Source organism: Herbaspirillum sp. GCM10030257, assembly GCF_042666555.1.
Classification (GTDB): Bacteria; Pseudomonadota; Gammaproteobacteria; order Burkholderiales; family Burkholderiaceae_D; genus Noviherbaspirillum.
This window is the reverse complement of record NZ_JBHTDH010000005.1, coordinates 207,549-233,935: the sequence shown is the minus strand read 5'-3', so window position 1 is coordinate 233,935 and position 26,387 is coordinate 207,549. Positions and strand designations below refer to the sequence as shown.

26 protein-coding genes and 1 tRNA gene are annotated in these 26,387 nt (G+C 57.2%); 13 read left to right on the top strand and 14 right to left on the bottom strand.

Annotated features, from left to right (window positions below; genetic code table 11):
* Positions 1-320 precede the first annotated feature (320 nt).
* Positions 321-707 carry a DUF4148 domain-containing protein gene (locus tag ACFQUU_RS10005; RefSeq protein ID WP_382246327.1) on the bottom strand — a complete coding sequence of 129 codons (387 nt, stop codon included), beginning with the start codon at positions 705-707 and terminating at the stop codon, positions 321-323.
* Positions 708-862: 155 nt separating this feature from the next.
* Between ACFQUU_RS10005 and ACFQUU_RS10000 the strand changes: the two genes are divergently transcribed.
* The gene (locus tag ACFQUU_RS10000) at positions 863-1,309 is read left to right on the top strand and encodes a winged helix-turn-helix transcriptional regulator (RefSeq protein WP_382246324.1); all 447 of its coding nucleotides are present in this window, start codon (positions 863-865) and stop codon (positions 1,307-1,309) included.
* A 105-nt stretch (positions 1,310-1,414) separates the two neighbouring features.
* On the opposite strand, the gene ACFQUU_RS09995 is transcribed toward ACFQUU_RS10000, so the two are convergent.
* Entirely contained in the window at positions 1,415-2,677 is a 1,263-nt protein-coding gene (locus ACFQUU_RS09995) for an MFS transporter (protein WP_382246321.1), read from the bottom strand.
* Between the two features lie 184 nt (positions 2,678-2,861).
* Between ACFQUU_RS09995 and ACFQUU_RS09990 the strand changes: the two genes are divergently transcribed.
* A complete protein-coding gene (locus ACFQUU_RS09990) occupies positions 2,862-3,386 on the top strand; it encodes a PaaI family thioesterase (protein WP_382246319.1) in 525 nt (174 codons plus the stop codon).
* A 150-nt stretch (positions 3,387-3,536) separates the two neighbouring features.
* On the opposite strand, the gene ACFQUU_RS09985 is transcribed toward ACFQUU_RS09990, so the two are convergent.
* Positions 3,537-3,758, bottom strand: coding sequence for a hypothetical protein (locus tag ACFQUU_RS09985; protein WP_382246316.1), 222 nt, complete (start codon positions 3,756-3,758; stop codon positions 3,537-3,539).
* 106 nt (positions 3,759-3,864) lie between these two features.
* Here ACFQUU_RS09985 and ACFQUU_RS09980 point away from each other — a divergent pair.
* Positions 3,865-3,941, top strand: a tRNA-Met gene (locus ACFQUU_RS09980).
* Positions 3,942-4,202: 261 nt separating this feature from the next.
* Here ACFQUU_RS09980 and htpX read toward each other — a convergent pair.
* The 6 genes from htpX to ACFQUU_RS09950 form a co-directional block, all read right to left on the bottom strand.
* Positions 4,203-5,078 carry a protease HtpX gene (gene htpX, locus ACFQUU_RS09975; RefSeq protein WP_382246313.1) on the bottom strand — a complete coding sequence of 292 codons (876 nt, stop codon included), beginning with the start codon at positions 5,076-5,078 and terminating at the stop codon, positions 4,203-4,205.
* Between the two features lie 55 nt (positions 5,079-5,133).
* Entirely contained in the window at positions 5,134-5,478 is a 345-nt protein-coding gene (locus ACFQUU_RS09970; protein ID WP_382246311.1) for an HPF/RaiA family ribosome-associated protein, read from the bottom strand.
* 119 nt (positions 5,479-5,597) lie between these two features.
* Entirely contained in the window at positions 5,598-7,250 is a 1,653-nt protein-coding gene (locus ACFQUU_RS09965; protein WP_382246308.1) for a diguanylate cyclase, read from the bottom strand.
* An 84-nt stretch (positions 7,251-7,334) separates the two neighbouring features.
* Positions 7,335-8,714 (bottom strand): exonuclease domain-containing protein, encoded by a 1,380-nt coding sequence (locus tag ACFQUU_RS09960; protein WP_382246305.1) that lies wholly within the window; start codon positions 8,712-8,714, stop codon positions 7,335-7,337.
* 10 nt (positions 8,715-8,724) lie between these two features.
* Complete coding sequence (locus tag ACFQUU_RS09955; RefSeq protein ID WP_382246302.1) at positions 8,725-10,161, bottom strand: UdgX family uracil-DNA binding protein; 1,437 nt, start codon at positions 10,159-10,161, stop codon at positions 8,725-8,727.
* Positions 10,158-11,390: a putative DNA modification/repair radical SAM protein gene (locus ACFQUU_RS09950; protein ID WP_382246299.1), complete on the bottom strand. Its 1,233-nt coding sequence runs from the start codon at positions 11,388-11,390 to the stop codon at positions 10,158-10,160. The genes ACFQUU_RS09955 and ACFQUU_RS09950 overlap by 4 nt, the downstream gene beginning before the upstream one ends.
* Positions 11,391-11,649: 259 nt before the next feature.
* On the opposite strand from ACFQUU_RS09950, the gene ACFQUU_RS09945 reads away from it, so the two are divergent.
* Positions 11,650-11,841 (top strand): hypothetical protein, encoded by a 192-nt coding sequence (locus ACFQUU_RS09945; RefSeq protein WP_382246297.1) that lies wholly within the window; start codon positions 11,650-11,652, stop codon positions 11,839-11,841.
* Positions 11,842-11,954: 113 nt separating this feature from the next.
* Here the strand turns inward: ACFQUU_RS09945 and ACFQUU_RS09940 are convergent, their stop codons facing one another.
* Positions 11,955-12,305: a hypothetical protein gene (locus tag ACFQUU_RS09940; RefSeq protein WP_382246294.1), complete on the bottom strand. Its 351-nt coding sequence runs from the start codon at positions 12,303-12,305 to the stop codon at positions 11,955-11,957.
* A 229-nt stretch (positions 12,306-12,534) separates the two neighbouring features.
* Between ACFQUU_RS09940 and ACFQUU_RS09935 the strand changes: the two genes are divergently transcribed.
* The gene (locus tag ACFQUU_RS09935; RefSeq protein ID WP_382246291.1) at positions 12,535-12,846 is read left to right on the top strand and encodes a hypothetical protein; all 312 of its coding nucleotides are present in this window, start codon (positions 12,535-12,537) and stop codon (positions 12,844-12,846) included.
* A gap of 72 nt (positions 12,847-12,918) precedes the next feature.
* Here the strand turns inward: ACFQUU_RS09935 and ACFQUU_RS09930 are convergent, their stop codons facing one another.
* Entirely contained in the window at positions 12,919-15,147 is a 2,229-nt protein-coding gene (locus ACFQUU_RS09930; RefSeq protein WP_382246288.1) for a molybdopterin-dependent oxidoreductase, read from the bottom strand.
* Positions 15,148-15,364: 217 nt separating this feature from the next.
* Between ACFQUU_RS09930 and ACFQUU_RS09925 the strand changes: the two genes are divergently transcribed.
* Positions 15,365-16,051 (top strand): type 1 glutamine amidotransferase domain-containing protein, encoded by a 687-nt coding sequence (locus ACFQUU_RS09925; RefSeq protein ID WP_382246285.1) that lies wholly within the window; start codon positions 15,365-15,367, stop codon positions 16,049-16,051.
* A gap of 137 nt (positions 16,052-16,188) precedes the next feature.
* Here the strand turns inward: ACFQUU_RS09925 and ACFQUU_RS09920 are convergent, their stop codons facing one another.
* Positions 16,189-16,584, bottom strand: coding sequence for a chemotaxis response regulator CheY (locus ACFQUU_RS09920; RefSeq protein ID WP_382246282.1), 396 nt, complete (start codon positions 16,582-16,584; stop codon positions 16,189-16,191).
* Positions 16,585-16,828: 244 nt separating this feature from the next.
* Between ACFQUU_RS09920 and ACFQUU_RS09915 the strand changes: the two genes are divergently transcribed.
* From ACFQUU_RS09915 to ACFQUU_RS09885, 7 genes are all read left to right on the top strand, one after another.
* The gene (locus ACFQUU_RS09915) at positions 16,829-17,680 is read left to right on the top strand and encodes a putative selenate ABC transporter substrate-binding protein (protein WP_382246279.1); all 852 of its coding nucleotides are present in this window, start codon (positions 16,829-16,831) and stop codon (positions 17,678-17,680) included.
* The gene (locus ACFQUU_RS09910; protein WP_382246276.1) at positions 17,680-18,525 is read left to right on the top strand and encodes a phosphonate ABC transporter ATP-binding protein; all 846 of its coding nucleotides are present in this window, start codon (positions 17,680-17,682) and stop codon (positions 18,523-18,525) included. The genes ACFQUU_RS09915 and ACFQUU_RS09910 overlap by 1 nt, the downstream gene beginning before the upstream one ends.
* A 14-nt stretch (positions 18,526-18,539) precedes the next feature.
* Positions 18,540-19,412, top strand: coding sequence for a PhnE/PtxC family ABC transporter permease (locus ACFQUU_RS09905; RefSeq protein ID WP_382246274.1), 873 nt, complete (start codon positions 18,540-18,542; stop codon positions 19,410-19,412).
* A complete protein-coding gene (phnE, locus tag ACFQUU_RS09900) occupies positions 19,409-20,212 on the top strand; it encodes a phosphonate ABC transporter, permease protein PhnE (RefSeq protein WP_382246271.1) in 804 nt (267 codons plus the stop codon). The genes ACFQUU_RS09905 and phnE overlap by 4 nt, the downstream gene beginning before the upstream one ends.
* A gap of 404 nt (positions 20,213-20,616) precedes the next feature.
* Positions 20,617-21,531 carry a manganese catalase family protein gene (locus ACFQUU_RS09895; RefSeq protein WP_382246268.1) on the top strand — a complete coding sequence of 305 codons (915 nt, stop codon included), beginning with the start codon at positions 20,617-20,619 and terminating at the stop codon, positions 21,529-21,531.
* A gap of 152 nt (positions 21,532-21,683) precedes the next feature.
* Entirely contained in the window at positions 21,684-23,036 is a 1,353-nt protein-coding gene (locus ACFQUU_RS09890) for an Nramp family divalent metal transporter (RefSeq protein WP_382246265.1), read from the top strand.
* A gap of 23 nt (positions 23,037-23,059) precedes the next feature.
* On the top strand, positions 23,060-23,776 hold the full coding sequence (locus ACFQUU_RS09885; RefSeq protein ID WP_382246262.1) for an SOS response-associated peptidase: 717 nt from the start codon (positions 23,060-23,062) through the stop codon (positions 23,774-23,776).
* Between the two features lie 40 nt (positions 23,777-23,816).
* Here the strand turns inward: ACFQUU_RS09885 and ACFQUU_RS09880 are convergent, their stop codons facing one another.
* On the bottom strand, positions 23,817-24,431 hold the full coding sequence (locus ACFQUU_RS09880) for an undecaprenyl diphosphate synthase family protein (protein ID WP_382246259.1): 615 nt from the start codon (positions 24,429-24,431) through the stop codon (positions 23,817-23,819).
* A 55-nt stretch (positions 24,432-24,486) separates the two neighbouring features.
* Positions 24,487-26,253, bottom strand: coding sequence for a thiamine pyrophosphate-requiring protein (locus ACFQUU_RS09875; protein ID WP_382246256.1), 1,767 nt, complete (start codon positions 26,251-26,253; stop codon positions 24,487-24,489).
* Between the last annotated feature and the right edge of the window lie 134 nt (positions 26,254-26,387).

Here is a 26,387-nt window from a genome sequence, read left to right as displayed (position 1 = left end):
GGCTGACCATTGGCATTGGCCTCTTGGTCGGTGGCACGCGAATGAGTTGGGCTCCCTGTCGTGTTTTTGTTATGCGTACGCGCCCCGCGTTAGCTGTTGGGCATACGTGGCATGTGGCATCTGGTCAAGATAACAATCCCGGTTCAGGGCTGTTTGATTCGGCGCAAACGCGCAGGGGCTCTGATCGATGCTGACGCAGTGACGCAACAGGCTGGATCAACAAGGTTGAAAAAAAGCCCGCCAGTGGCGGGCCGAAATCCATATGGGCAATATGGACGAGACAGACGACAACGAGGAGAGAGAAAACGTCGCGTTGCGGATCAGCTGCCGTACCGGCTTGTCACAGGACGGCTTGCTTTTGCGGCCTGGATCGCTTCGTTACGCACATCTTCGCGCGACCTGGTCGAGGCGACATAGGTGTGTTCTACAAATTCCGGTGTGTGTCCCAAGGTGCCTTGGGCATAGGCAGCTTCAAGCTCAGCACGTACTTCGGCGCGCGACTTGCCCGAAACGAGCGGCTGATGTTCGACGAACTCTTGTTGCGCGGATACCTGGTTTTGCGCAGATGTATTGTTCAGCTCGGCCTGTACTTCCGCACGTGTACGAGTTGATGTGAAATTGGTGTGCTCGACAAACTCTTCTGCGGCGAAGGCGGCAGCGGAAGTGGCGATAAGGGCAAGGGCAACGCTAGTCATTTTGATGTTCATTTGAAATTCTCCACAGGTTCGATAAAGGGTTGACGGCATTTAGCTGCCAAAGAAATGCACTTGCGCTGCTCGCCCCCCAGTGGCTTGCGTTTTGCAAGTAACGGATTCATCATAGCCTAGTGACTTTTATTTTGCAAGCGTCTAAAATGAAAATTATGGAAAAGACGACTAAATGTGCCGCCCCCCTGTCCTGCCCGATTGTGCGGTCAGCCATGCTGCTGGGTGACGAATGGATACTCTTAGCCCTACGGGCGCTGTTTCGCGGGCCCTTGCGCTTCGATGATCTACAAAAGCAAACCGGGGCGGCGACCAACATTCTGACCACTCGCCTCAACCGTCTGATCGAAGGCGGACTGGTTGAAAAGGTGCCATATCAGGAGCGTCCGCCGCGCTTCAATTACCAGTTGACCAAGGTCGGAATGGGACTCTTTCCAGTCGTGCTTGAACTCATGCGATTTGGCGAAGAGTACTTGCAATGTCCGGATGCAAAGCCGGTGCGCTTGCGCCATAGCGAATGTGGAGAACTTTCTAGACCGGGTCAGACCTGTTCTGAGTGCGGCAAACCGCTCAAACTCGGTAATGTGACGATGGAAGATTCCTGAAGACACAACGTCTGCGTAGATGGTCGGCGTAAAAAAAGCGAGGCAATGCTTTAATGCATTCCTCGCTTCTTGCTTGTGTCGTCGCTATTGTTACTGTCTGCAATGTCAGACTGCGGTCGCGGTCCTTGCGGGAATATGCGCTTCGCGAATCGGCAGGTTGATCAGCGCGGCGGCGAGTGCCAGCACGATATCGATGTACCACATCCAGTTATAGTTGCCGAAGCGGACAAACGCGAGACCGCCGAGCCATGCACCAAAAAAGCCCCCGATCTGATGCGACAGCAAGGTCAGTCCAAATAAAGTCGACAGGTAGCGTGTACCAAACAGTTTGCCGACCAGCCCGGCGGTCGGAGGCACGGTGGCCAACCAGGTGAAGCCAAGCGCAGCCGCGAAAACGTAGAAGGTCATCGCCGTCTTCGGCGCCATGAGATAAATCACGATCATTGCAGCGCGGCTCGCATACATCAGCGCAAGCAGCGACTTCATGCGATAGCGTGATGACAGCGCGCCCGCGGTCAAGCTTCCGGCAATATTGAACAGGCCGATCAATGCCAGCGCTGTTGCGGATACGCCTGCAGGGAGATTGCACAAAGCCACTTCACCAGGCAAATGCGTCACCAGGAAAGCAATGTGAAAACCACAAGTGAAAAATCCCGCATGCAAAAACAGATAACTTGGATCACGCAGTGCGATGCGGACTTGCTCGCCAAGGCCCATGGGTGCCGGTGTAGCGGCAACCGTCGTTGCGGCAGTCGAAGTCGGGGCCGGTGTTTGCGTCATGGCAGTTGGGCGTTTCCGCAATGGCCATGCCAGTGGAATGGTTGCCAGCGTCGTAACAGCCATCGTGAGCATCGCAGTCACCCAGCCTGCGCTGCTGATGATCGCCTGCAGCAAGGGGGCGAAAACAAATTGTCCGAACGAGCCGCCGGCATTAATGAAACCGGAAGCGAAAGCGCGGCGCTCTGCGGGAAGACGCTGTGAGGTGGCGCCGATCAGGATGGAAAAACTTCCAGCGCCGGCTCCGGCCGCACTGAGCACACCGAGCGCAAACAACAGTCCCCACTCGGTCTTGACGAAAGGCGTTATGGCAGTGCCCGCCGCCAGCATCAGCCCGCCGGCGATGATGACTTTTACCGGCCCGTACTTATCGGCAATAGCGCCAAAGATAGGCTGGGATGCGCCCCACACGAACTGCCCAACGGCCATCGCGAAACTGATGGTAACGATGCCAAGCTGCGTCGATGTGTTGATTGGCGAAACGAATAGACCGGTAGTCAGTCGCGCACCGACGGTGATCATCATGATCGCCGCAGCGGCAAGTGTAAGCGTCCACGCGGCGCGCGGGCTCAAGGTATTCTGGTTTTCCATGTCGCAGCTCCTGCGTAGGCCCAAAGGTTGGTGTGGCAGCGAAAGCAGCGGATATCGCGGTGCGTAGTCATCTATCCATCTATCCGTCTGCACGCCAGATTGTCAGTTTTGGATTATAGTGTATATGCATGTAATTGTTCAAAAGCATTCTTTAAGGCATTAATTTAATCAAGGAGGATTATCGATGGATTCACAAGCAACGCTGCAACAGTGGCAAGAAGACGAAGCTGCCGTGCGACCCGGCCTAATGGCGCCGGGAGTCGCTACTCGTGAACAACTGTGTGAACGCTCGGGCCTGGAATTTTTGAACGCTATCTTGCACGGCGAATTGCCGGTGGCGCCGATTGGCGCACTGCTCAATTTTGTTCCAGTCAAGGTCGACCATGGACTCATGATTTTTCAGGGCACACCGGCACCTGAGCATTACAACCCGATCGGCATGGTGCATGGTGGCTATGCAGCGACACTACTCGATTCCTGTGTCGGCTGTGCCGTTCAGACAATGCTCCCTGCGGGCAAGGGTTACAGTACGCTGGAACTAAAGGTGAATTACATCAAGGCGCTGACCGACAAGACAGGCCCGATCCGTGCGGAAGGCCGAGTAATCAGCGTGGGCAACCAGGTCGCCGTGGCCGAAGGCCGTATTACCGATGTCCATGGCAAGTTGTACGCGCATGCGACAACGACTTGCCTGGTATTTGCCATTTGAGCATGGACCTTCGGGTGGCGCCACTTGTCGGGTCACCGCCCGACAACGCCCTGCTTAACAGCGCTACAACTGCGCAATACTGCCAAAGATGCGGCCTGATTTCAGGTCCCACCGAAGACCATGGTGTGGACGCGATTTGATGCGACAGGCTTAGTGATGGTGGTGATGGGTCCAGTTGCCATCGGGTGATTCGAGGAAGGCTTGGACAGCGTCTTTCTGGCCGGTGGCATGACGCAGTACTTCACCGCAGGCGCAAATGCCCTGGTACGGCTGAATATGCGAGCAGGCAGAAACTTTTTGCAGAAAGACCGTAACCGGCTTTGTACATTTCTTGCATTTGAAGGTCAGTGTGCGGGATGGTTTATTACTCATTGTTTCGTTGAACTAAGAAGAAATAGGAAGCCCTTATTATTTCATGTAATTGGCCAGCTTTCGATTGCATCGATACGTCATCGCCTGTACAATTCGATCCCTCAGACGCGGGGTGGAGCAGTCTGGCAGCTCGTCGGGCTCATAACCCGAAGGTCACAGGTTCAAATCCTGTCCCCGCAACCAAATACTAAAAAGCCGCGCAATGCATATGCGCGGCTTTTTCATTTCAGGTCCATCAAAACAAGCAGGGAATCGCTTGTCTTTGGTCTTTACATTCAGATTCAGCGAGCGTCAACAACATGCAGGGACGCGACATGGCACGTTACCGGTAATCTGCGCGATCTCACAGCATAGTCGATGTTGAAACGCCATGGAGGAAGACAGTGGCTGACCACCAGCTTCCTCCGCCAAACAATTAAGACACGTAAGAAAAACAATCAAAGGTCAGGCACTGTGCAAAGCAGCGATCCGGTCTTCGATGGGAGGATGGCTGGAAAACAACGCCATGAGACCGGCACCGCCCGCAATACCCGATGCCGCCATGTTTTTAGGCAAGTCCCCCGCCGACAAACCACCCAGACGCTGGAGCGCAGCAATCATTGGGCGCGACGTGCCAAGCAGCTGCGCGGCACCGCGATCGGCACGGAATTCGCGCTGACGCGAAAAATACATGACGATAATGCTGGCCAGGATACCGAACACGATGTCGCAAATGATGACGGTGACGGTGTAGCCAATGCCAGGGCCATTGCTCTGCTCGTCGTTTCGGCGCAGCACCTGATCCACCGCATAACCAACCACGCGTGCAAGGAAAGTGACGAAGGTGTTGACCACGCCCTGGATCAGCGTCAGCGTCACCATGTCGCCATTCGCGATGTGCGCGACTTCATGTGCGAGCACTGCCTCGACTTCTTCGCGCGTCATGGACTCCAGCAGGCCAGTCGATACCGCAACCAGCGAACTGTTTTTGGTCGCGCCGGTGGCAAATGCATTGGGTTCGCCCTCATAGACCGCCACCTCCGGCATCGCGATGCCGGCCCGCTGCGCCTGGCTGGAAATCGTGTTGACTAGCCATAGTTCGGTCGAGTTGGATGGTTGCTCGATGACGCGGGCGCCGGTCGACCATTTTGCAATGGGCTTCGACAAGAAAAGTGAAATGAATGCGCCGCCGAAGCCCATCAAGCCGGAAAACATCAGCAAGGTACCAAGGTTAAGGCCGTTGGCGGTAAGGTATTTATTCACACCGAGCAGGCTGGCACTAATGCCGAGTACCAGCATGATGGCAAGGTTGGTACCGATAAACAGAATGACTCGTTTCATGATTTCTTATAGTGATGTAAATGAAAAAAAGCTTGAGCGGTGCGCCGGCTGCAAGTTATGCATTTAATTCGAGGGCAGGGTAGCGTGCATGCGCTATGCTCTTTGCTCTCGAACGCGTGCGCCCCAGCGCCATGGCGGCGCGATGTACCGCAAGGTCAACCGCTTCCGCAATCCGCGCGGCTGTGCTGCTGACGACGATACTAGGCATACCCGGTACATTGATCTGGATGCGGCACTGCTTGTCGATACCGCCCTTGGGTCCATTCTGGTCGGAGATGCGGACGATGACGCCACCGATCGACTGGCGCGCATGGTTCAACGAAAATTGCAGCCGACGTGTCACGTAATCGCGTAATACCTGCGTCAGCTTGACGCCTTTGGCAACGATGGTCGGTTTCATTAAAGTCTCCAGTGCTATAGGAGCCCTCATCGTAGACAAGCTTCAATTTTTAAAAAAGCGAAGTTCTTAAGACGTTTGGTTCGCAAAAACAGGAATATTCAAGACGAATCGAGGTCGCTTTATGCTTGGATGACGTGCAGTCCAACACTGTATTCGACACGGTTGCGTCCAAGGCGCTTGGCTTGCAATAGCGCATTATCGGCAGCCTCCGTCAACGTTATCGCGGTCTGTGTCACAGAATAGGATGCGACGCCGGCGCTGAAGGTGGCATACAAGGCACCTTCAGGATGTGCATGCGGCAAGCCAGAGAAATCGCGCCGGATACGGTCAATGACAGCGATGGCTTTTTCGGCGCTGACGCCAGGCAAGGCCACGAGGAATTCTTCTCCGCCATAGCGGCCGATGAGGTCGATCGAGCGTAGCCTGCCCTTCAGCAACCAGGCGAGACCACGGATCACCTGATCGCCGACTGGATGGCCGTAGGTGTCGTTAATCGACTTGAAATGATCGATATCGATCATGGCCACGGTAAGTTCGCCGGAGCCACTCGGGTCCGCAGGATACGGCCCTGATAGTTCATCAACCAGCACTTTCAGACGCGACTTGGCCGCCGTATGGTTAAACAGCCCGGTCAGGCCGTCCAGCCGCGTCGAGCGCCGCACTTCGCGGAAGCGCTCGATCCGGGTCTTGACGACGGCAGCAAGCAGCACCGGATTGAAAGGTTTCATCAGGAACTGGTCACCGCCGAGACGCAGCGCTTCGACCTGCATGCCGACTTCGGATTCGCCGGAAAGATAGACGATCGGCAGTGAACTGTAGGCGGCCATCTGGCGCAGTACACGTGTAGCTTCGACGCCGTTGAAACGCGGCATGTACATATCCATCAGTACCAGGTCAGGCTTGTAGGACTCCAGCGCATTGAGCAGTTTGCCCGGATCGTTGATCGCATGGGTATCGATGCCATGCTGGGCCAGTGTTCGCTGGATCAGCGCAACCGCGACGCGGGAATCTTCCACCACAAGCACCCGGTACTGCTCCTGCTCCTTGGTCTGGACCAGGTCAAGGATGCAATTGAGGACCATGGCCGGCTGGTCTTCGGCCGGGATGGTGACGTCGATGCCGGCGCGCATGAGTGCGACGATAGGCTCAATGGCCGATTCGACGCCGAGGTAGATCAGCTGACTGGCAGGGCAGGCTGCGCGGACAGTGGTGATGCGGGCGATTTCCTCCGGTGTGGCGTTTTCTTGTGCGGGAATGAAAAGCACAGCGAGCGGTTTTTCATCGGCATGGTCCGGGTCGTCCCAGGCATGCTCGCCGACCTTGAAACCAAAAAACTGCAGCTGGCGGGTCAGCGCGTCTGCCATTTCGCGCTTTTCCATCCCGGCCACCAGCCATACGGAGCGCGGCTTGATCCAGTCGATGTCGGCAGCCGACGCCGCGGCTTCCTGGGTTCGCCGACCGGTACCTGAAGAACGGGAACTGGCGACCGCGCCTGCAAGCGCATCGATCTGCCTCTGTAGCGCCAGAACGTCCTGCTGTGAAATCGGATGGGTGGAGTCGTCACCCAATCGGGCCAGCGCGGCATTTTCAAGGCCTTCGCACAAGCGCACCAGGCCAGGCAAACGCAGACGGTTGAAATACTCGGCCAAACTATTGACGGCGACGGCGAACTCGATGAACTGCTCGAAACGTCCGTCGGCGACATACCTCTCCCAGCGCTTCTGCAGCACATAAAGGCGATCTTCGATCGAGTTCGTAGAAGATTGTGGCATGGCCGGACGGTCAGAAACGATCCGGCATTATCACGGAACAATGGCAGAGAGGCAATGTATTCAGTAACCGATAGTTGATCGTTGTTATAAATCGACAACTTGCACATCGGATTTTTTCAGCCATTTGCGCACGATCTGGTACACATCTCGATCGAATGGATGGCGTCCTTTCTGCAGCAGCATTTCCGTCTCTTCACCGGTGCGCGCGGCGCCCAGATACGACCAGCAATCGACCACATGGAAGGTCTCGTTTTCGCGAATGGCAACCGGCCCCTTGAACGGCCATGGCTGCAGGCGCGACCTTTCCAGTGCCGCCAGCACCCGGGCGTTGTGTGCGTCGATACTTTCCCTGCCGGCACAGGCGCCGTGGCACTTGCCGACTTGGCTGGCAAAACAGGCCTTGCCGCCTCTGCTTTTTTCCAGCCCGAGCAAGAGTTGACAAAGACCATTGGCGTCGGCGATCGCACGTATCGCGTCATTGGCCTTGCGGGTGCTGCTATACAAGCCATACATGTTGGCATCAATACCGAAGAACAAGTCATCGGTGGTGGTCAGCACCGGTACTAGCCGGCCTTTGCGCATCGTCAGGCGCCAGGAACAGACTTCTTCGTTGTCGCGCAGCTTCTGGTTATAGGCGGGCCGCAATGCTTTGACCAAGGCGGCTTCCTGCAGCAACGCGCCTAGTTCCCCGGAAGTTTCTATCCATGCAACGCGTTCGATCTGCTGGCTGAGCCGTTGCTCTTTCGACGACATATGGTCGCCACTAAAATGCGACAACACGCGGCGACGCAGGTTATTGGCCTTGCCGATATACAAAGGCAGATCGTTTGCACCATAGAACAGGTAGACACCTTGCGACCCCGGCATCTGATCGATCTGCAGCGCATCGAGCCGCGCCGGGATGGTGGGCTGGCTGATGAGTTTGCCGACAACTTCATCAATCGTTTCGATCGTATGCTCTTCATGGATACGCTGCCAGAACTGCCAGATCAGCTGCGCATCGCCAAGCGCACGGTGACGTTCGGTCACATGCAGCTTGTGGCGTTCGGCCAGTGTATCGAGATTGTGTCGTGCGAAGCCAGGGAACAACTTGCGTGACAACCGCACCGTGCACAGGACTTGTGGTCGGAAATCGCGTCCGATGCGGCGGAATTCATTGCGCAGGAAGCCGTAGTCGAAGCGTGCGTTATGGGCAATGAATACACGGTCGGCAAGGCGTGCGGCGACTTCATCGGCAATCATTTCGAACGGCGGCGCGTCTGCGACCATCGCGTCCGAGATGCCCGTCAATGACTGGATGAATGGCGGAATCGTGATGCCGGGATTCACCAGGCTGCTCCATTCGCGCACCCCGTCATCGTCGACTTCGATGATGCCTACTTCCGTGATGCGGTCTTCAGTGGCGGTGCCGCCAGTTGTTTCAAGGTCGACAAAGGCGAGGCGCGGAAATTTGCGAGCTGTCATGCTTCCATATTCAGTGATGTCGCGCGTCCCCGGCGATGAGCCGCTCCGCGGCTTGCAAGGCTTTCACCATGTCGGCGAAGGCCGCCGCTTTCAATTGCTCATCCGGCACCCGCAAGACGTAGGCCGGGTGGTAGGTTGCGACCACCCACTGACCGTCATGCTGCACCGGATTGCCAAGCATGCTGTTCAAGGTAACCTTGCTGCTTTGCATGATCGACTTGAGCGCGGTGCTGCCCAGCGCTACCAATACTTTGGGCCTGATTGCCGCAATCTCGTGTTCCAGCCAGTAATGACAGGCTGAAATCTCACGTTGCCCCGGCGTCTTGTGCAGGCGTCGCTTGCCGCGTGGCTCCCATTTGAAATGCTTGACGGCGTTGGTCAGGTAGACGGTATCGCGGTCCACGCCGGCCTGCTGCATCACATCGTCCAGCAGTTTTCCGGCGGGGCCGACAAAGGGCAGCCCGGCAAGATCTTCCTGGTCGCCCGGCTGCTCACCAACCAGCATGATCGTCGCATGAGCGGGTCCGACGCCAGGCACACCCTGCGTTGCCATGCTCCATAAGTCGCAGCGCCGACACTGGTCAAGATCGGTGGGCGCATCACGCTGCGGTTGTGCATCCGCAGGAGCGATGTCGATGGTCTTCCCTTTGCGCACGCCAACTTCTTTGGCCTGCCCGACACGCTGGCCGCCAGTCCCGGCACGGCTGACCAGTTCGGGAATCAGTTTGCCTTCCGGCAGGTTCTTCCAGTAACGTACAGGCATATGCATCTCCATCGCCCCGGTATTCAAGCGGGCAGGATTGAAAATACTGCGGTAGTACGCGAGCCACAGAGCTTCGCCGCTATCCGCGATGTCATCGACACGCGCCACCGGAGGGCCGAAGTGCAGCCCGGCGCCGTCCCACACGGCCGAACCTTTCGGCGTACCGATCATCCAGCTGCTCTTACCCATGCGATGCGAAAAGTGTTGCGCCACGCGCGTCAGGATGTCGTGCTCCGGTTCGAACCATGCGACAAACCGGGGATCACCCTGCTCCGCAGGTCTTTCGCGAAACCGCACAAAGGCATGCATCTTGTGCTCTTCACGCTCAACCGTTTTCACCATCGCATGTAATCGCATGCCGTCCTCATCCGCAGCGGACATCACTGCTTGCTCACCAAGGTTCCAGCGCCATAAAACCTTGTAAAGAAAACTCCAGCGATCGTCTGCCTGATAACAACTGGCCGTAGCCAGCATGTCGAGCAGACGCCGCGGCACCTGCAACGACCTTGCTCCATTCGCGGCCGGTTGTACGGCAAGTGCTTGCCATGACTCATTGGCAAACAGGTCGGTGCTGACTTGCTGTGCGGTCCACTGAATATCATGTGGTGCGACATGAGCAGCAATCAATTGCCTCGCCACATCGCGCCAGTCATCAAATCCGGCGACACGCACCTGTACCGTCATGCGGCTTCCTGCAATGCCGGCCACAGGCCGAGTTGTTGCGGTCGATCAGCCAGTGCGCGACGCAAGGCTTCCGATGATGCAGTGTCGTGCTGCGGCCGGTAGTCAGCGGTCACGATGAATGGTTTGAGCTTGTCCATGCTGCAGCGAAGGCGTGCCAGATCTGCATAACGGATTCGCCGTGCCCGGCGAAGTTCCACTAGTCGTCGCGCATTGCGCAAACCAATGCCGGGAACACGTACGATCAAACTCGGATCCGCAGTATTGAGGTCGAGTGGAAAGTGTTCACGATGAGCCAATGCCCAGGCCAGTTTGGGATCGATGTCGAGCGCAAGATTGCCTGCGGCCGGCAATAATTCTTTCACGTTGTAGCCATAGCCACGCAGCAGGAAGTCCGCCTGGTAGAGCCGGTGCTCGCGCATCATCGGAGGCGGCTTGCTCGGCAGTCCGCTCGGGCTATGGGGAATCGGGCTGAACGCCGAGTAATAGACACGCTTGAGTTTGTAAGCGCCGTACAGGGTTTCGGCCGTGTTGAGGATGGTGCTATCGTCGGCCTGGTCGGCGCCGACGATCATTTGCGTACTTTGTCCGGCCGGTGCATAGCGCGGCGCTTTGGGCTCGGCTTCCTTTTCGTCGAGTTTGCGGCGAATCGATCCCATCGCGAGCTTGATGGTATGCACACTCTTTTCCGGCGCAAGGCGCTCGATCCCGGCGGCAGTCGGAAGCTCGATATTGACGCTGAGACGGTCGGCATAGCGACCGGCTTCAGCAATCAGTTCGGGAGCCGCATCGGGAATTGTCTTGAGATGGATATAGCCACGAAACTGATGCTCTTCCCGCAACAGCTTTGCCACCAGAATCAACTGCTCCATTGTGTAGTCGGCGGAACGGATGATGCCCGAACTCAGGAACAAGCCATCAATGTAATTGCGCAGGTAAAAGTCGGTAGTCAACCTGACAACTTCGTTGACTGCAAACCGCGCACGCGGCACATCGCTGCTACGTCGATTGACGCAATACTGGCAGTCGTATAAGCAGTAGTTGGTCAACAGGATTTTCAATAGCGAGACACAGCGCCCATCCGGGGTGTAGCTGTGGCAAATTCCCATGCCAGTCGTGGCGCCGATGCCATCCTTACCTGCGGAAGAGCGTTTAGGTGCACCGCTGCTGGCACAGGATGCATCGTACTTCGCCGCATCGGCGAGAATTTCCAGCTTGTCGATCAGTTCCATCAGTTTCGCATACTGTATATATGCACAGTATTCTACGCTGATAGCTTGCTGGATGCATTGCCCGATATGCCAGATTGCCTATGCGCGTTGTCTTTAAGTGCTTGTCTAAAGCGCTTGTTTTAAACCCATGTGTGATGGCCGTTTTCTTTGTCCTGATTTGTACAGGACTAGTGTGCGTTTGCTCCGTATCAAAGTTGCGCAGAGCCAAGCTCTTAGACTTGGTACAGGCGAATGCCGATTCCTATGGCGGAGATACAGAATGACGCGACCAGAAACACCGTTTGAACAAGCAAGTTACGACCTTAACAAGTTCCGCGAACGCCGCATGGCTGAGCGACGCGCGGTCCCGCGTGACTCTGCGGATCGCAGGGCGAACCATCGTGGCGAGCAAACAGATGCACACAACAATGAGCAGGAAAACCAGGAGCAGGGAAACGGAAATAAAAACTAATTGAATGCAGGTTGAGATTCAGGCGATGTGACGAATCGCCTTTTCATCGTGCGGTACATGCCTGCAACATGTACCGCTTAATTTTTTGCGACGCGGTTTCCCGCGTGCGACGTTCAGGCATGGCTGACAATCTGCGACGCTTCGCGATGATAGCGCGGCATGGCAGAGATGGTACGTGTCTTAACGACACTATCCATACCACCGAGCCAATATTTGGACTTGGTGTCTCCCATCAGGTCACGTAATTCGCGGATGCTCATTTCCGTGAGCTCATGCGCTGCCAGCAGCAGATCGGAATTGATGGCGACTTGCTTGTGGCGCACCTTGCTGATGGTTGAAGGCGGCACGGCGAGAATACGAGCCAGTGCCGCATCGCTTTTCGCGCCGAGCATTGTCATCAGGGTGTCCAGCAAATGATTTGGCGTGTAACCCTCTTGTGCAACCAGTGGTGATTTCTTGCGCATGCTTAGCTCCTTGAAAACGATGAGTAATTTTGCCTTCACGAAACTCTTTGCGGTAAGAAATGCAGCCGAAGCTTGATTTTGCGCAACCACTTGTAAGCAACTCTTTATATGTCACTTTTGGCAACGATGTCGCTATAACAATTGCTTACAACGTCATAGTCAACTCGAGGCCAAGACAGGTCGTTTGTAGAGATGCAGCGATTTTCTATATCAACTACAGAGGACGACCATGAACAAACTGATTGCTACCCTGATTGCAGGCCTGTTCACGACCGCAGCATTTGCGCAAACTGCTACCACACCGGCAGGCACAACAACGACGACTGCACCGGCCACGAAGGAAGAAGCAAAAGCCGCCAAGGCGGACGCAAAGGCTGCGGAGAAATCGACAAAGGCAGACGCAAAGGCGGAAGAAAAAGTCGCGAAGGCTAACGCCGATGCTGACAAGACAAAAGCCAAAGCCGACAAGAAGGCCAAGAAAAAAGTGGCTGAAGCCAAGAAAGATGCAGCTGAAGACAAGGCCGACGCAGCGAAGAAGTAAGGACTTCGAAGTCATCTAAAGGCAGACCGTTCGGTCTGCCTTTTTTACGCCCTCATCGTGCAGTTTATGAAGTCATGCATTGATCACGGCAGTCATTTCTATCGCCACCCCACTCAACACCGCATTGCCCGACAAGGGATCCCGTTTGCCTTCATCGAGAATAGCATTCAGGTTGGCGCCAGGGCGTTCTGCCGCCACGCGCATGCGTGTGCCAGGCATGTCATGACCCCAGCCGTGCGGGAGACTGACCACGCCGGGCATCATGTCATCGCTGATTTCTACCTGTGCTTCGATGGAGCGTCCGCCGCTGCTGATACGCGCCGTGCTTCCTGATTGCAGGCCAAGTCGCTGCGCATCGACGGAATGGACCAGGGCGGTACAGCGGAACGGGCCTTTGGCAAGGATAGGCAGATTATGCATCCAGCTATTGCCCGAACGGACATGGCGCCTGCCAATCACGACCAGCGCGGGAGCGGGTTGAGCCAGATCGCCGCGTACCCGGCTCAGGTCTGCGAGCAGCATCTCAGGCGCGAGTTCAATCTTGCCCGACGGTGTGCGCAGCACTTCCGGTATGCGTGATTGCAAGGGGCCGAGGTCGATGCCGCCAGGCGCCGCCTTGACCTTGGCGAGGTTGATGCCGCCCGGATTACGGCCGAACTGGTCGCCGTAGGGACCGGTGCGCAAGGCGAGGTCGATCTGGCGCTCAGGGCCATTCAGATGTGATAAGGCAGCCAGTACCGCATCGGCATGCTCCCCCGCCATGCGCCGCACATCTTCGGCAAACAACGCATCATCCAGCTTCAATACGTCGGCCTGCGCGCCCTTGCCTTGCACGATCGCGGCAAGGCGTAGCAGCACCTGCCATTCCGGCGGCTGTGCCGGATTGCGCTGCAGTACCGGCTCGCTGTACCGCGCATGATTACGATAGCTGAACTGCGGGAATGCGACGTCGTAATGCGATTCTTCCAGCGGCGACAGGCCGGGCAGGATGACATCGGCATGGCGCGTGGTTTCGTTCAGGTAGATGTCGACGCTAACCATGAATTCCAGCCCGTCGAGCGCTTCGGAAAGACGCGGTCCATTCGGTGCCGACAACACCGGATTGCCGGCAATCGAAATCAAGGCCTTCACTTGTCCATCGCCCGGTGTCTGGATCTCTTCCGCCAGACAGACAATCGGAAACTCCCCCATGACTTCCGGCGCACCCGATACACGGCTTCTGCGCCGGCCGGTGATGATGCCCCGGCCAATGCCGGGCTTGCCGGTGGTATTGGCGGAAAATGCGGCAGCCTTCGAAAACATCGCACCGCCTTCCTGGTCAAGGTGACCGGTCAGCACATTGAGCACATCGATCAGCCAGCTGCACAGCGTGCCGTACTCCTGGGTACAGGTTCCCATGCGGCCATAGACCGCGGCGCGTTCGGCGCTCGCAAGTCGTCTTGCAAGCGTGCGAATGGTTGCAGCATCAATACCGCAACGATCGGCCATGCGTTCAGGCGTAAAGTCGCTCACCGCGCTCTTCACCAGGTCGACACCGGCGACATGTTCGGCAAGCACCCCCAGCCGCACCAGTTGTTCGTCGAACAGGGTATGCACCATGCCGAGCAGCAGGAAGACATCCGCACCAGGGCGGATGAAGTGATGCTCGTCGGCGGCCATGGCCGTTTCGGTGCGACGTGGATCGATGACGACGATACGGCCGCCACGTGCGCGCATGGCCTTGGCCTTGCCACGATAATCCGGCACTGTCCACAAGCTGCCGTTCGACACCATGGGGTTGGCACCCAGCATCAGCAGGAAATCACTGCGTTCGATATCCGGTACCGGGAAGGACAACCAATTACCAAACATCAATCCGCACGAGAGTTGCTTGGGCATCTGGTCCAGCGTGGAGGCGGAAAACATATTGCGGCTGCCAATCGCCTTAGCCAGGCGCGCGAAGTACAGCAGTAGGCCAATCTTGTGCGCGGAAGGATTGCCGATCACCATGGCAAGCGCATCGGCACCGTGCGCCTGTACCACCGGCGGCAAGCGACGTTCGATTTCAGCGAATGCTTCATCCCAGCTCGCTTCGACAAATTTGCCGTCGCGCTTGATCAGCGGCGTGCGCAAGCGGTCCGGATCTTCATGCAAATCTTTCAGGGACGCACCCTTGGGACAGATATAGCCGTGACTGAACACGTCTTCGTCATGGCCGCGTATGCTAACCACCTTGTTGTCGCTTACTCTCAGCTCCAGTCCGCAGCACGCCTCGCAGAGCGGACAGATACGGTGGGTAATCGTTTCGGCATTGCTGGTCATGCTTATCTCCTCTTGATACGGTCCGATGGCTCGATAATTGGTTTTATTTTCAGTCGATTATGAGGGATGCGCGATAACCTTGCAGGTAATAAAGCATTACACGGTAAGCAATTGCCCATGCATTTCCGCAAGATCTTTTCCGGTTCATAAGGTCGAACTTTCAACACGCAGGCTTACTCTACGTTGATTCATTGTCAAGCGATAGAGGGAAGAGCTTATGAATATTCTGATGGTGTTGACATCACATGACCAGCTGGGAAATACCGGCAAGAAAACCGGTTTCTGGCTGGAAGAATTCGCGGCGCCCTATTATGTCTTCAAGGATGCAGGCGCAAGGATCACATTGGCTTCGCCGAAGGGTGGCCAGCCGCCGCTGGACCCGAAGAGTGATGATGCCGATGCCCAAACCGCGGCGACCCAACGGTTCAAGCAGGATAAGGAAGCACAGCAGGCACTGGCCAATACCGTGTTGCTGTCCAGCGTTTCGCATGAGGAATTCGATGCGGTGTTTTATCCGGGCGGACACGGCCCGTTATGGGACTTGTCGGAAGACCAGGATTCATTGACGATGATTCAGAGCGCGTATGCGGCGGGCAAGCCGGTCGCACTGGTGTGCCATGCACCCGGCGTACTCCGTCATGCCAAGCTGCATAACGGACGTCCGCTGGTCGAAGGCAAGCGCGTGACCGGTTTTACCAATACCGAGGAAGAAGCGGTACAGCTGACCAAGGTCGTGCCTTTCCTGGTCGAGGATTCGCTGAAAAAAGGTGGCGGTCAGTTTTCGAAGGGACCGGACTGGAGCTCGTATGTCCAAGTCGACGGCAACCTGATTACCGGGCAAAACCCGGCATCTTCGGAAGAAGCGGCACGTGCGACGCTAAAACTGCTGCAGCAAGGCACCTAGGCTTGTCACTGTTTCAGATTACCGGTTCGCAAGTAGGTATCCCGGCATCACATGAAGGGCATAGCGGGTATACCCATTTTCCTCATACCTGCGTAATGTTTCAGTCGTTTCAGTCGCAGATAAGCGCGTCATGCGTATCAGACAGCGAGCCCTTTTTTCGCCAGGATCTTGTCGACCTTTTCCTTCAGGGTTGCGGCGTTGAAGGGCTTGACGATATAGCCGTCGGCGCCGGCCTGGGCGGCTGCGATGATGTTTTCCTTTTTCGCTTCGGCCGTCACCATCAGGACCGGCAGGTCTTTGAAGTTTTCTGTCGCGCGAATCTTTTGCAGCATGGTCAAGCCATCCATGACCGGCATATTCCAGTCCGTGACCACAAAATTGATGGGAATGCCGGAGCGCAGGCAATGCAAGGCCTTTTCTCCATCTTCTGCTTCGGTAATCCTGGCGAATCCGATTTCCCGTAACAGGTTGGACACGATACGGCGCATGGTGGAAAAATCGTCAACGACGAGAACGTGGATATGAGCAGACATGCAATGTTATTAAAGGAATGTTGCAGCGCGAGTGCGCCGTGAGTGATATGGAAGCGGGGTACTGCATCCGTGCCAAAAGACCGGTTAAGAGAGCCGAACAAGGAAAAAGTTCCTGCCGGACATCCTCAGGCGGACGAAGGAAGGGAAGTTTGTCCAGTTTTGCTATCATGGCGACCGGACGCAGCGTCGCCGCCTCCTTCCCGGCCAGAACGGCCTTCCTTCAACTCTTGGGTTCCCCTTCCGCATGAAAAATTTTGTTCGCGTTGCGCTTACCGTTTCTACATTCCTGATTGCCGGCCTGGCACAGGCACAACAGGTGTTCCGGGTGTCGGCCATCCCTGACGAGGCGCCAACGGAACTTCAACGGAAGTTCAAGCCGCTAGGTAGCTATCTCGAACAAAAGCTCGGCATGAAAGTCGAGTTCGTGCCGGTCACGGATTACGCCGCCTCGGTCGAAGGCCTGATCAACAACAAGCTGGACATGGTATGGTTCGGCGGTTTTACCTTCGTGCAGGCGAAGGCACGCAGCGGCGGCAAGGTGATCCCGTTGGTACAGCGCGAAGAAGACGAACAATTCAAATCGGTATTCATTACAACCGACAAGTCGATCAACAAGCTGGAAGACCTGAAGGGAAAGACTTTTGCTTTCGGCTCGGAATCGTCGACCTCCGGTCACCTAATGCCGCGTTTTTATCTGCTGAATGCGAACGTCAATCCAGACACTGACATGAAGCGCATCGCTTTCTCCGGTGCGCATGATGCGACAGTCGCCGCCGTATCCGGTGGCAAGGTGGATGCCGGTGCGCTGAACATCTCGGTCTGGGAAAAGCTGATCGCACAGGGCAAGGTTGATCGCAATGCGCTGCGCGTGTTCTACACAACGCCCGGATACTTTGATTACAACTGGAGCGTGCGTTCGGACATGGATCCTGCGCTGCGCAAGAAGCTGACCGATGCTTTCCTCGCGCTCGACAAGAATGATCCAAAAGCCAAGGAAATCCTGGACCTGCAACGTGCGAGCCGCTTTATTCCCACCAAGGCCGAGAACTATACCTCCATTGAAAAGGCTGCCCAACAGGCAGGACTGCTGAAGTAATGAGCTTTTCACTGAGCGGCGTGTCGGTGCGCTATGCGCCTACATTGCCGCAACATGCGTTGTCCGATGTGACGCTGAACATTGCGCGCGGCGAACAGCTTGCGCTCATCGGTCCGTCAGGTGCGGGCAAGACCACGCTGCTGCATACGCTGGCACTGGCACGCGCGCATGATGGCGGAAGCTTTACCGCATTCGGCGTCGAGCCGTGGAAGCTGTCATCGGCGCAGCGGCATGCATTGCGTACCCGGCTTTTTCTGGCGCCGCAGACACCGCCGTTGCCGCCCCGGCAGCGCGTGGTCACCGCGGTGCTCGCCGGGCGGCTGCCGCAATGGACATTGGGGCAGGCACTGCTTTCATTGCTCAAGCCGGCGGACCCGCGGGCAGCCTTTGAAGCGCTTGGCCGCTTCAACCTGCAGGACAAACTCTATGCGCGCGTCGACCGTCTGTCCGGTGGCGAGCGCCAGCGCTGCAGCCTGGCCCGGCTGATCGTCTCGGGTGCAGAAGCATTCCTGATCGACGAGCCACTGTCGGCGCTCGATCCGACGCTGGCCCGGCAGACGATTGACGTGCTGCAGCAAGAAGCAGCACGACGTAACGCCAGCATGGTATGCAGCCTGCACCAGGTAGAACTTGCACGCGCGCTCTTTCCGCGTATTGTCGGCTTGCGCCACGGCCGTATTATTTTCGATGCACCCAGCAAAAAGGTGAGCGATCACATGATTGCCGACCTCTACCAGCAGGGAACGTCGACACCCGAAGCCGATCGCACCGATCCCGGTATGGCCGATAGTATCGCTGCCGGCGAGGGCACGACAGGGCGTCGCTTCGCTCCCGGCTGTTTCTAAGTATTTCCAAGCGCATGTCCGCACCTCCGGCCCACCCTGCTCATTCTGCTCATTCTGCTCACGCCGGTCTCACGCCCTATCGCGATCCGGCATGGCGCGGCCGCGTTACTACGTTCGTCATTGCACTGGCGGTGCTGTGGCCGCTGCTGGTCTGGAGTGAATTCAAACCCTGGATCCTGCTGGATGCGCAAAGCCTGCAAGCCACCGGACGCTTCCTGCTCTCTTTTATTCCGCCTGCGCATTCCAGCGAGTTCCTGTTACTGGTGGCGCAAGCGACCTGGCAAACGGTTGCCATGGCGACCGCCGGCATGGCGCTGGCGCTGCTTGGCGCGATACCCCTGACGCTGGTGATCACCGAATTGCTGTCGATATCGCGCCTTGGCACCGGGCGCATCAGCATGGCCGGACGTGCGCTGCGCCAGTTGCTACGCTGGCTGCTTATCCTGTTGCGCAGCGTGCCCGAACTGGTCTGGGCCCTGCTGCTAGTGCGTATCGTTGGCCTCGGTCCGACCGCAGGTGTGCTGGCCATCGCATTGACCTACTGTGGCATGCTCGGCAAGGTCTACGCAGAAATCCTCGAGTCGACCGACCCGCACGCTACCGATGCACTGCTATACAACGGCAGCAGTCGCCTTGCTGCATTGTTTTATGGTGCACTGCCGGACTCGGCATCGGAACTGGTGTCGTACACCGTGTATCGTTGGGAATGCGCGATCCGCGGTTCCGTAGTGATGGGCTTTGTCGGTGCCGGCGGGCTCGGCCAGCGCATGGATGAATCCATGAAGATGCTGGCAGGCGGCGAAGTGGCCACCATGTTGATCATTTTCGTACTGCTGGTGGCCGCTGCGGACGGTGTCAGCAAGATGTTGCGGCGGAGGCTGGCATGAAGTTGTCCGAGACCGGCTTGCCACCGGCACCCCCGCATATTCGCGGCTCAACCCTGTTGCTGCTGTTCGGCCTGCTGTTGCTGGTGATCGCCAGTTTCGTGACGCTGCCGCTGCAGTGGAAGGCACTCTTTACCAGCGATGCACTGCGTACCAGCGTGGATTTTCTGAAAGGTTTTGCGCCGCCAGAAACGGCGCCGAACTTTTTGCGCAAGGTCCTTGGCGCTACTGCCGAAACCCTCGCGATGTCGGCACTGGGCACTTTGCTTGCCGCGCTTGCCGGTGCAGCGCTCGCGATTCCGGCGAGCGGACGCTTCGGTAGTGTAACGCGAGGCGTGACACGCATGCTGCTCAATGCATCGCGTTCAATTCCGGAACTGGTATGGGCATCCATCCTGTTGATTGCGGCCGGCCTTGGCCCGTTTGCGGGTACGCTTGCGCTGGCCTTGCATACCAGTGGCGTGCTTGGAAGACTGTTTGCCGATGCGCTGGAAAATGCGCTTCCCCAACCGGAGTCGGCACTGCGTATCAACGGAACGCATGCGATGGCCGCGTTCTTTTATGCGACGCTTCCGCAAGCTTTGCCACAAATGATGTCGTACACACTTTATCGCTGGGAAAATAATATCCGTGCTGCGGCAATCCTCGGGGTCGTCGGTGCTGGTGGCCTCGGGCAGATGCTCAAGTATCACCTCTCGCTTTTCCAGATGCATCAGGCCGCTACAGTTATTGTCGCGATGCTCTTGCTCGTAGCACTCGTGGATGCGTTCAGCTTCACGCTGCGACGCATCATGATGCGCTGACACTTCCCTGTTACTCGTACTTAAGCTTTAGCAGTCTGCTGGTTTGATGACTTGTTGGATCTGCTTAATGAGTTCAGAACGCATCTTGCCATCTTCATTCACAAGGAATTTTCAATCAGCTTCATAGCCTAAGCATATGAGTGCATTGGCAGCATTTTTTGTTAGTCCGGTCTGACATGGCAAATGTCAGCATGCCTATGTGTGCATTTTATAAAATAGGCCGGTAAAACTTTCCGGTCGCAGCATGCGCCCGACCCCACCCGTACACGCAGATATCGCATTCATCACCACGCGCACGGCGTTATCGCGCCGTGGTATGTGTCTTGCATCCGTTCGACGTCCACTCCACAAAGCAATCCTGGCCAGCCTTATGCCAGTGCCAGGCAACGTTCGAAAGGATAACCATGTTTGCTCATAACAAACGTCTCCAGTACACAGTAAGGGTCAGCGAAAGCAATCCCGGTCTGGCCAATCTTCTGCTTGAACAATTCGGCGGACCGCAGGGCGAACTTGCTGCAGCGTGCCGCTATTTCACGCAAGCACTGGCCGAAGATGATCCAGGGCGCAAAGACATGCTGATGGACATCGCGACAGAAGAACTCAGCCACCTTGAAGTCATTGGCAGCCTGGTTGCGATGCTGAACAAAGGTAACAAAGGCAAGCTGGCCGAAGGCATCGACACCGAAGCGGAAATGTATCGCCAGATCAGCGGCGGCGGCAACGACAGCCACGTCACCCAGGTACTGTATGGTGGCGGCTCGCCATTGATCAACTCTGCCGGCGTACCATGGACCGCTGCGTATATCGATACCATCGGCGAGCCAACCGCCGACCTGCGTTCCAATATTGCCGCAGAAGCACGTGCGAAAATTGTGTACGAGCGCCTGATCAACTGTACGGAGGATCCTGGTGTGAAGGAAGCCCTCGGTTTCCTGATGACACGGGAGATTGCGCATCAGAAGTCCTTCGAAAAAGCGCTCTATGCCATCGAGCCGAATTTCCCGCCCGGTAAACTGCAAGGCGATCCTCGTTTCACCGGTGTGTATTTCAACATGTCGCAGGGCGAAGGTGATGCACGCGGTTCCTGGAACCAGGGCGATCAATGGATGTTCGTCTCGGACCGCAATGAACAGGCAGCAGTGGATGGCGGCGATGGCATGCCGACCGTGCAATTGAAGCCCGATGAGATGACCGCTCTCGATGCCATGGCTGCACGCACGATGTCCAAGCCGACCATCGATCCGCCCACTGGCGCCGAACTCGGTGCGGCACCGGACGGCCTGTCGAAATCGGCGAAAGGCAAGACCATTAAACCGTAATGTCAATCATCACGTTATGCCGCGCGGGCATGCAGCATTAATGTGCCCGCACCATGCGTCCGGCAAAAGCTCTTTATCGCTTTCGCCGGCGCGTTTTGCTGTACGCACAGGTACTTCAGCGCTGACATTTTCAACATAAAGGATGACTCTTCATGCCGCCGCCCACCATCGCAGAAACACCGGCTCCATGGGGTGCATCGACAACTGCTGCCGACGGCTCAAACGGATCGAGCATGCTGCGTAGTATTACGGTGACCCACAAGGGTCACTGGGTTCGACGCCTGCTTGGTTTCATGGGTCCCGGCTATCTGGTTGCCGTCGGTTACATGGACCCCGGTAACTGGGCAACGGATCTCGCCGGCGGCTCTTCATTCGGTTATTCACTGCTATGGATCATCATGCTGTCGAACCTGATGGCGATCCTGCTCCAGATTTTGTCGGCCCGGCTTGGCATCGCGACCGGCATGGACCTCGCACAGGCTTGCCGACAGCATTACTCGCGCCGCTCGGCATTCTTTCAGTGGATCGTCTGCGAAATCGCGATCTGCGCGACTGATCTGGCGGAAGTCATCGGCACCGCCATTGCGCTCAACCTGCTGTTTGGTATTCCCCTCACCTGGGGCGTGTCACTCACGGTGCTCGATGTGCTGGTCGTACTGTGGCTGCAGCAGCGCGGCTTTCGTTATTTCGAAGCCCTGATCATATCGTTGCTGGCAGTGATCTTTGTCTGCATCGGCGCCAACCTGATTTTGTCGAGCCCTCAGTGGGGCCAAGTCGCCGCTGGACTCATACCCAGCTCGCAAACCGTGACCGATCCGAAGATGCTGTATCTCGCCATCGGCATCATCGGTGCGACCGTCATGCCGCATAACCTGTATCTCCATTCATCCACGGTACAGACGCGGCGCTTTGAACTGAACGACGAAGGCCGGCGTAATGCCATGAAGTACGCATCGATCGATGTCGTCATCGCCCTGTTTTTTGCACTGCTGGTGAATGCTTCGATTCTGGTCACCTCGGCTGCGGTATTCCATACCAGCGGCCACCATGAAGTCGCTGAAATTCAGGATGCCTATCACTTGCTCACACCGCTGCTCGGCACAACGGTGGCCAGTTTCCTGTTCGGCCTGGCCTTGCTGGCGTCGGGACAGAGCTCGACGTTGACCGCCACGCTGGCGGGACAGGTAGTGATGGAGGGCTATGTGCAATTGAAAATGCGGCCATGGCTGCGACGTCTGGTTACGCGTTCAGTGGCCATCGTACCGGCGCTGATCGCGACCGTTTACTACGGCGAAAGCGGTACCGCGAAGCTACTGATTCTGAGCCAAGTAATCCTGAGCCTGCAGCTGCCGTTTGCCGTGGTGCCGCTGGTGCGCTTTACCAGCGACAAAGCCAAGATGGGTATCTTTGCCAATCCAGTCTGGCTGAAGCGGCTGGCGTGGCTGGTCGTTACGATTATCGTGTCGCTGAATGCCGCCATGTTGTACGGGCTGGTCAGCGGATAAAACTAACATCTGGACTCTTCATCATGTGCGGACGCATCACACAACACCGGTCGCAAGTCGCGTATGCACATGAAATGGGCTGGAATGTCGATGACTTCGGCCGCCATGGAGATGGGCGCGGGCCGAGCTGGAATGTGGCGCCTGGTACCGCTCCCTGGCTCATGCACCGCTTCGGCGATGACGGAGAACATATTGACCAGGTTACCTGGGGCTACCGCCCATCGTGGGCGGCCGAAAAGAAAATCCCAATCGCCATTAACGCACGTATCGAGAAAGCGGCAACCGGTCCCTACTTCCGTTCGCTCTGGAAAGCGGGACGCGCGATTGTGCCGGCCGATGGCTGGTATGAATGGACCGGCGAGAAAGGCCACAAACAGCCCTGGTATATCCGGCGCAGGGACGACCGTCCGATGTTTCTGGCAGCGATCACCGGTTATCGGCCGGAAAAAGAGCCGGGCGAGAATACCGGTTTTGTCATCGTGACGGCCGCCGCCGAAGGTGGGCTGGTGGATGTCCACGACCGCCGACCAGTCGTGTTTTCAGCCGAAGATGCCGCGCTCTGGATGGACAACAGTCTGCCGCCCGATCAGGCCGAGCACCTGGCACGTGCGGTGGCACTACCGCCGGAAGCCTTCGAATGGTACAAGGTCAGCACCGACGTGAACCGGGTCAGCAACAACAATGCCCATCTGATCGATCCCATCGAATCGGACGTGACAACGGAAGAGGACGATGCCTGAGGTGGCGCGACGGGACGCCGAGATCGGCATGGCCACTGACTTAACCACCCAGCGTGCGGTCCTGTTTGGCAAACCACGCCAGCGCCTCGTCAAGGTGCGCAAGCTTGAAGTCCGGCCAATAGTCATCGACGACATAAAAGTCGGCATAGACAGACTGCACCGGCAGAAAACCGCTCAGCCGCCTTCCACCGCCCCACCGCACAATCATGTCGAGCCGTGACACGTCTTTCGAATAGATGTCGCCTTCCCTGATACCCGACAAGTCCCATTGCCAGCCATAGTTCACCAGGAAGTTGACCTTGATCCCGGAGCCCTGGCGCTGACGGAAGCGGCGCAGTTCGGATGGAAATTGCTGGGAACCGTCGTCGCCGACAACCAGCAAGGCCGCACCGCGCTCATGGATTTCGAGTGCAAAACGCACGCAGGCCTGGCGGAACGCTTCCTTCTGTTCCGACGGACGCTTGACGTTGTCTTGCGTGAATCCGTAAACCGACACCTCTTCAATTCCGTATTCCTTGCACTGTTCATACAGCGCAAGTCCGGGTTCGATGCCGAATGCGTAACCGTCCTGCTTGTGCAGGCCCTGATTGACGGCCCAGCGGCGGTTGCCGTCCGGGATGAAGCCAATGTGACGTGGAAGAGCGGTATTTTTCATCGTTCCTCACAGGAGTGGTTGAGTAGGTGTTAGTCCTTTACATTCATTATCTGCATTACGCCTCGGACTGCTGTTGTGCCAATGCGGCCTTCACGGCTTGCGCGTCGGGGTCGCCTTTTTCGATGGCCTCGTAGTACGACTTGGCCTGCGCACGCGTGACTTGCGGCGGCAATGGCGGCACGTTGGCGTCGGCGACGAATTCGAGCACACAGGGTCGGTCCGAGGCGAGCGCCTTGTCCCAGGCCGCACCGATCTGATCGGGGCGTTCGACCCGCATGCCATGCAAGCCCAGCATGCGCGCGAAATCGGCGTAAGCAAAATCCGGCAAATCCTGCGATGCCGGATATTTCGGATCGCCTTTCTGTCCGCGCTGCTCCCAGGTCACAAAGTTGAGGTCCCGGTTGTTGAGCACCATCACCACGAGTTTGGGGTTACCCCAGTCGCGCCAGTTCTTGGCGACTGTGATCAATCCGTTGATGCCGTTCATCTGCATCGCACCGTCGCCGACCAGCGCAATCACCTGGCGTTGCGGGTGAGCGAACTTGGCGGCAATTGCGTAAGGCACGGCTGACCCCATGGTCGCCAGCGTGCCTGACAGCGATGCCATCATGCCGCGCCGCATCTGCAGATGCAGTGCATACCATGCGGCAGTGGATCCGGAGTCGCAGGTCACAATGCAATCGTCTGGCAGCCGACGCGACAACTCGTAAAAGGGCCGTTGCGGATTGATCGGATTGGCGTCGTCCAGCGCACGTCGTTCCATCACCTTCCACCAGCGCTGCACATTGGTTTCGATCTGCGTGCGCCAGCTGCGGTCGCTCTTGCGATCGAGTAGCGGCAACAAGGCGCGCAGGGTCGCGCGAGCATCGCCGATCAGGTTGCATTCCATGGGATAACGCAGACTGGTCATGCGTCCGTCGATGTCGATCTGGATCCCGCGCGCCTGCCCCTCTCTGGGCAGGAATTCCGCATAGGGGAAGCTCGAGCCAACCATCAGCAAGGTGTCGCATTCGTTCATCATATCCATGCTGGGGCGCGTGCCGATAAGGCCGATCGAGCCGGTGACGAAGGGAAGTTCATCAGGCACGGCCGCCTTGCCGAGCAGCGCTTTGGCGATGCCTGCACCAAGGATTTCAGCAACTTCTATCAATTCATCGGTTGCCTGCAATGCACCTGCACCGGCGAGTATCGCGACTCTTTTGCCACTGTTGAGCAATGCCGCAGCCTGTTGCAAGCTGTCGGTGGTTGGCAACAGGTTGCGTCCTACGCTGCCGATACCGGAATGCACGGTGCCGTGTTCGCGCGGCGGCACTTCCACCGCATCGAGTTCCTGCACATCGTTGGGCACGATGACGCAGGTCACGGTACGCTGGTCAAGCGCGATCCGGACCGCGCGGTCGATCAGGTGACGCACTTGCTCGGGCGTGGTCGCCATCTGGATGTACTCGTGCGCGACATCCTTGAACAGCGACATCAGGTCGATTTCCTGCTGGTAGTCGCCGCCGAGCGATGCACGTTTTTGCTGGCCTACGATCGCAACTACTGGCTGATGATCGAGCTTGGCGTCGTACAGGCCGTTCAATAAATGAATGGCGCCTGGGCCTGAAGTGGCAAGGCAAACGCCGACCTCGCCGGTAAATTTTGCATGCGCACAGGCCATGAAAGCGGCCATTTCCTCATGCCTTGTCTGCACGAAGGAAATGGCGTCCTGCCTGCCCAAGGCACCCATGATCCCGTTGATGCCATCACCGGGATAGCCGTACAGGCGTTGTACCTTCCATTGCTGCAGCCGCTGCAGGATGAAATCGCCGACAGTTGCCATGATGCGCTCTCCAGACTTTCAATGAACAGCCGCACATGCAAAATACGCACCACACGCCTTGTCCCACTTCGAATAAAGATTCATCCAGGCGGGGCAGGAAGCCGATGGCATTCTTGTTTCCCGTCAGCATAGAG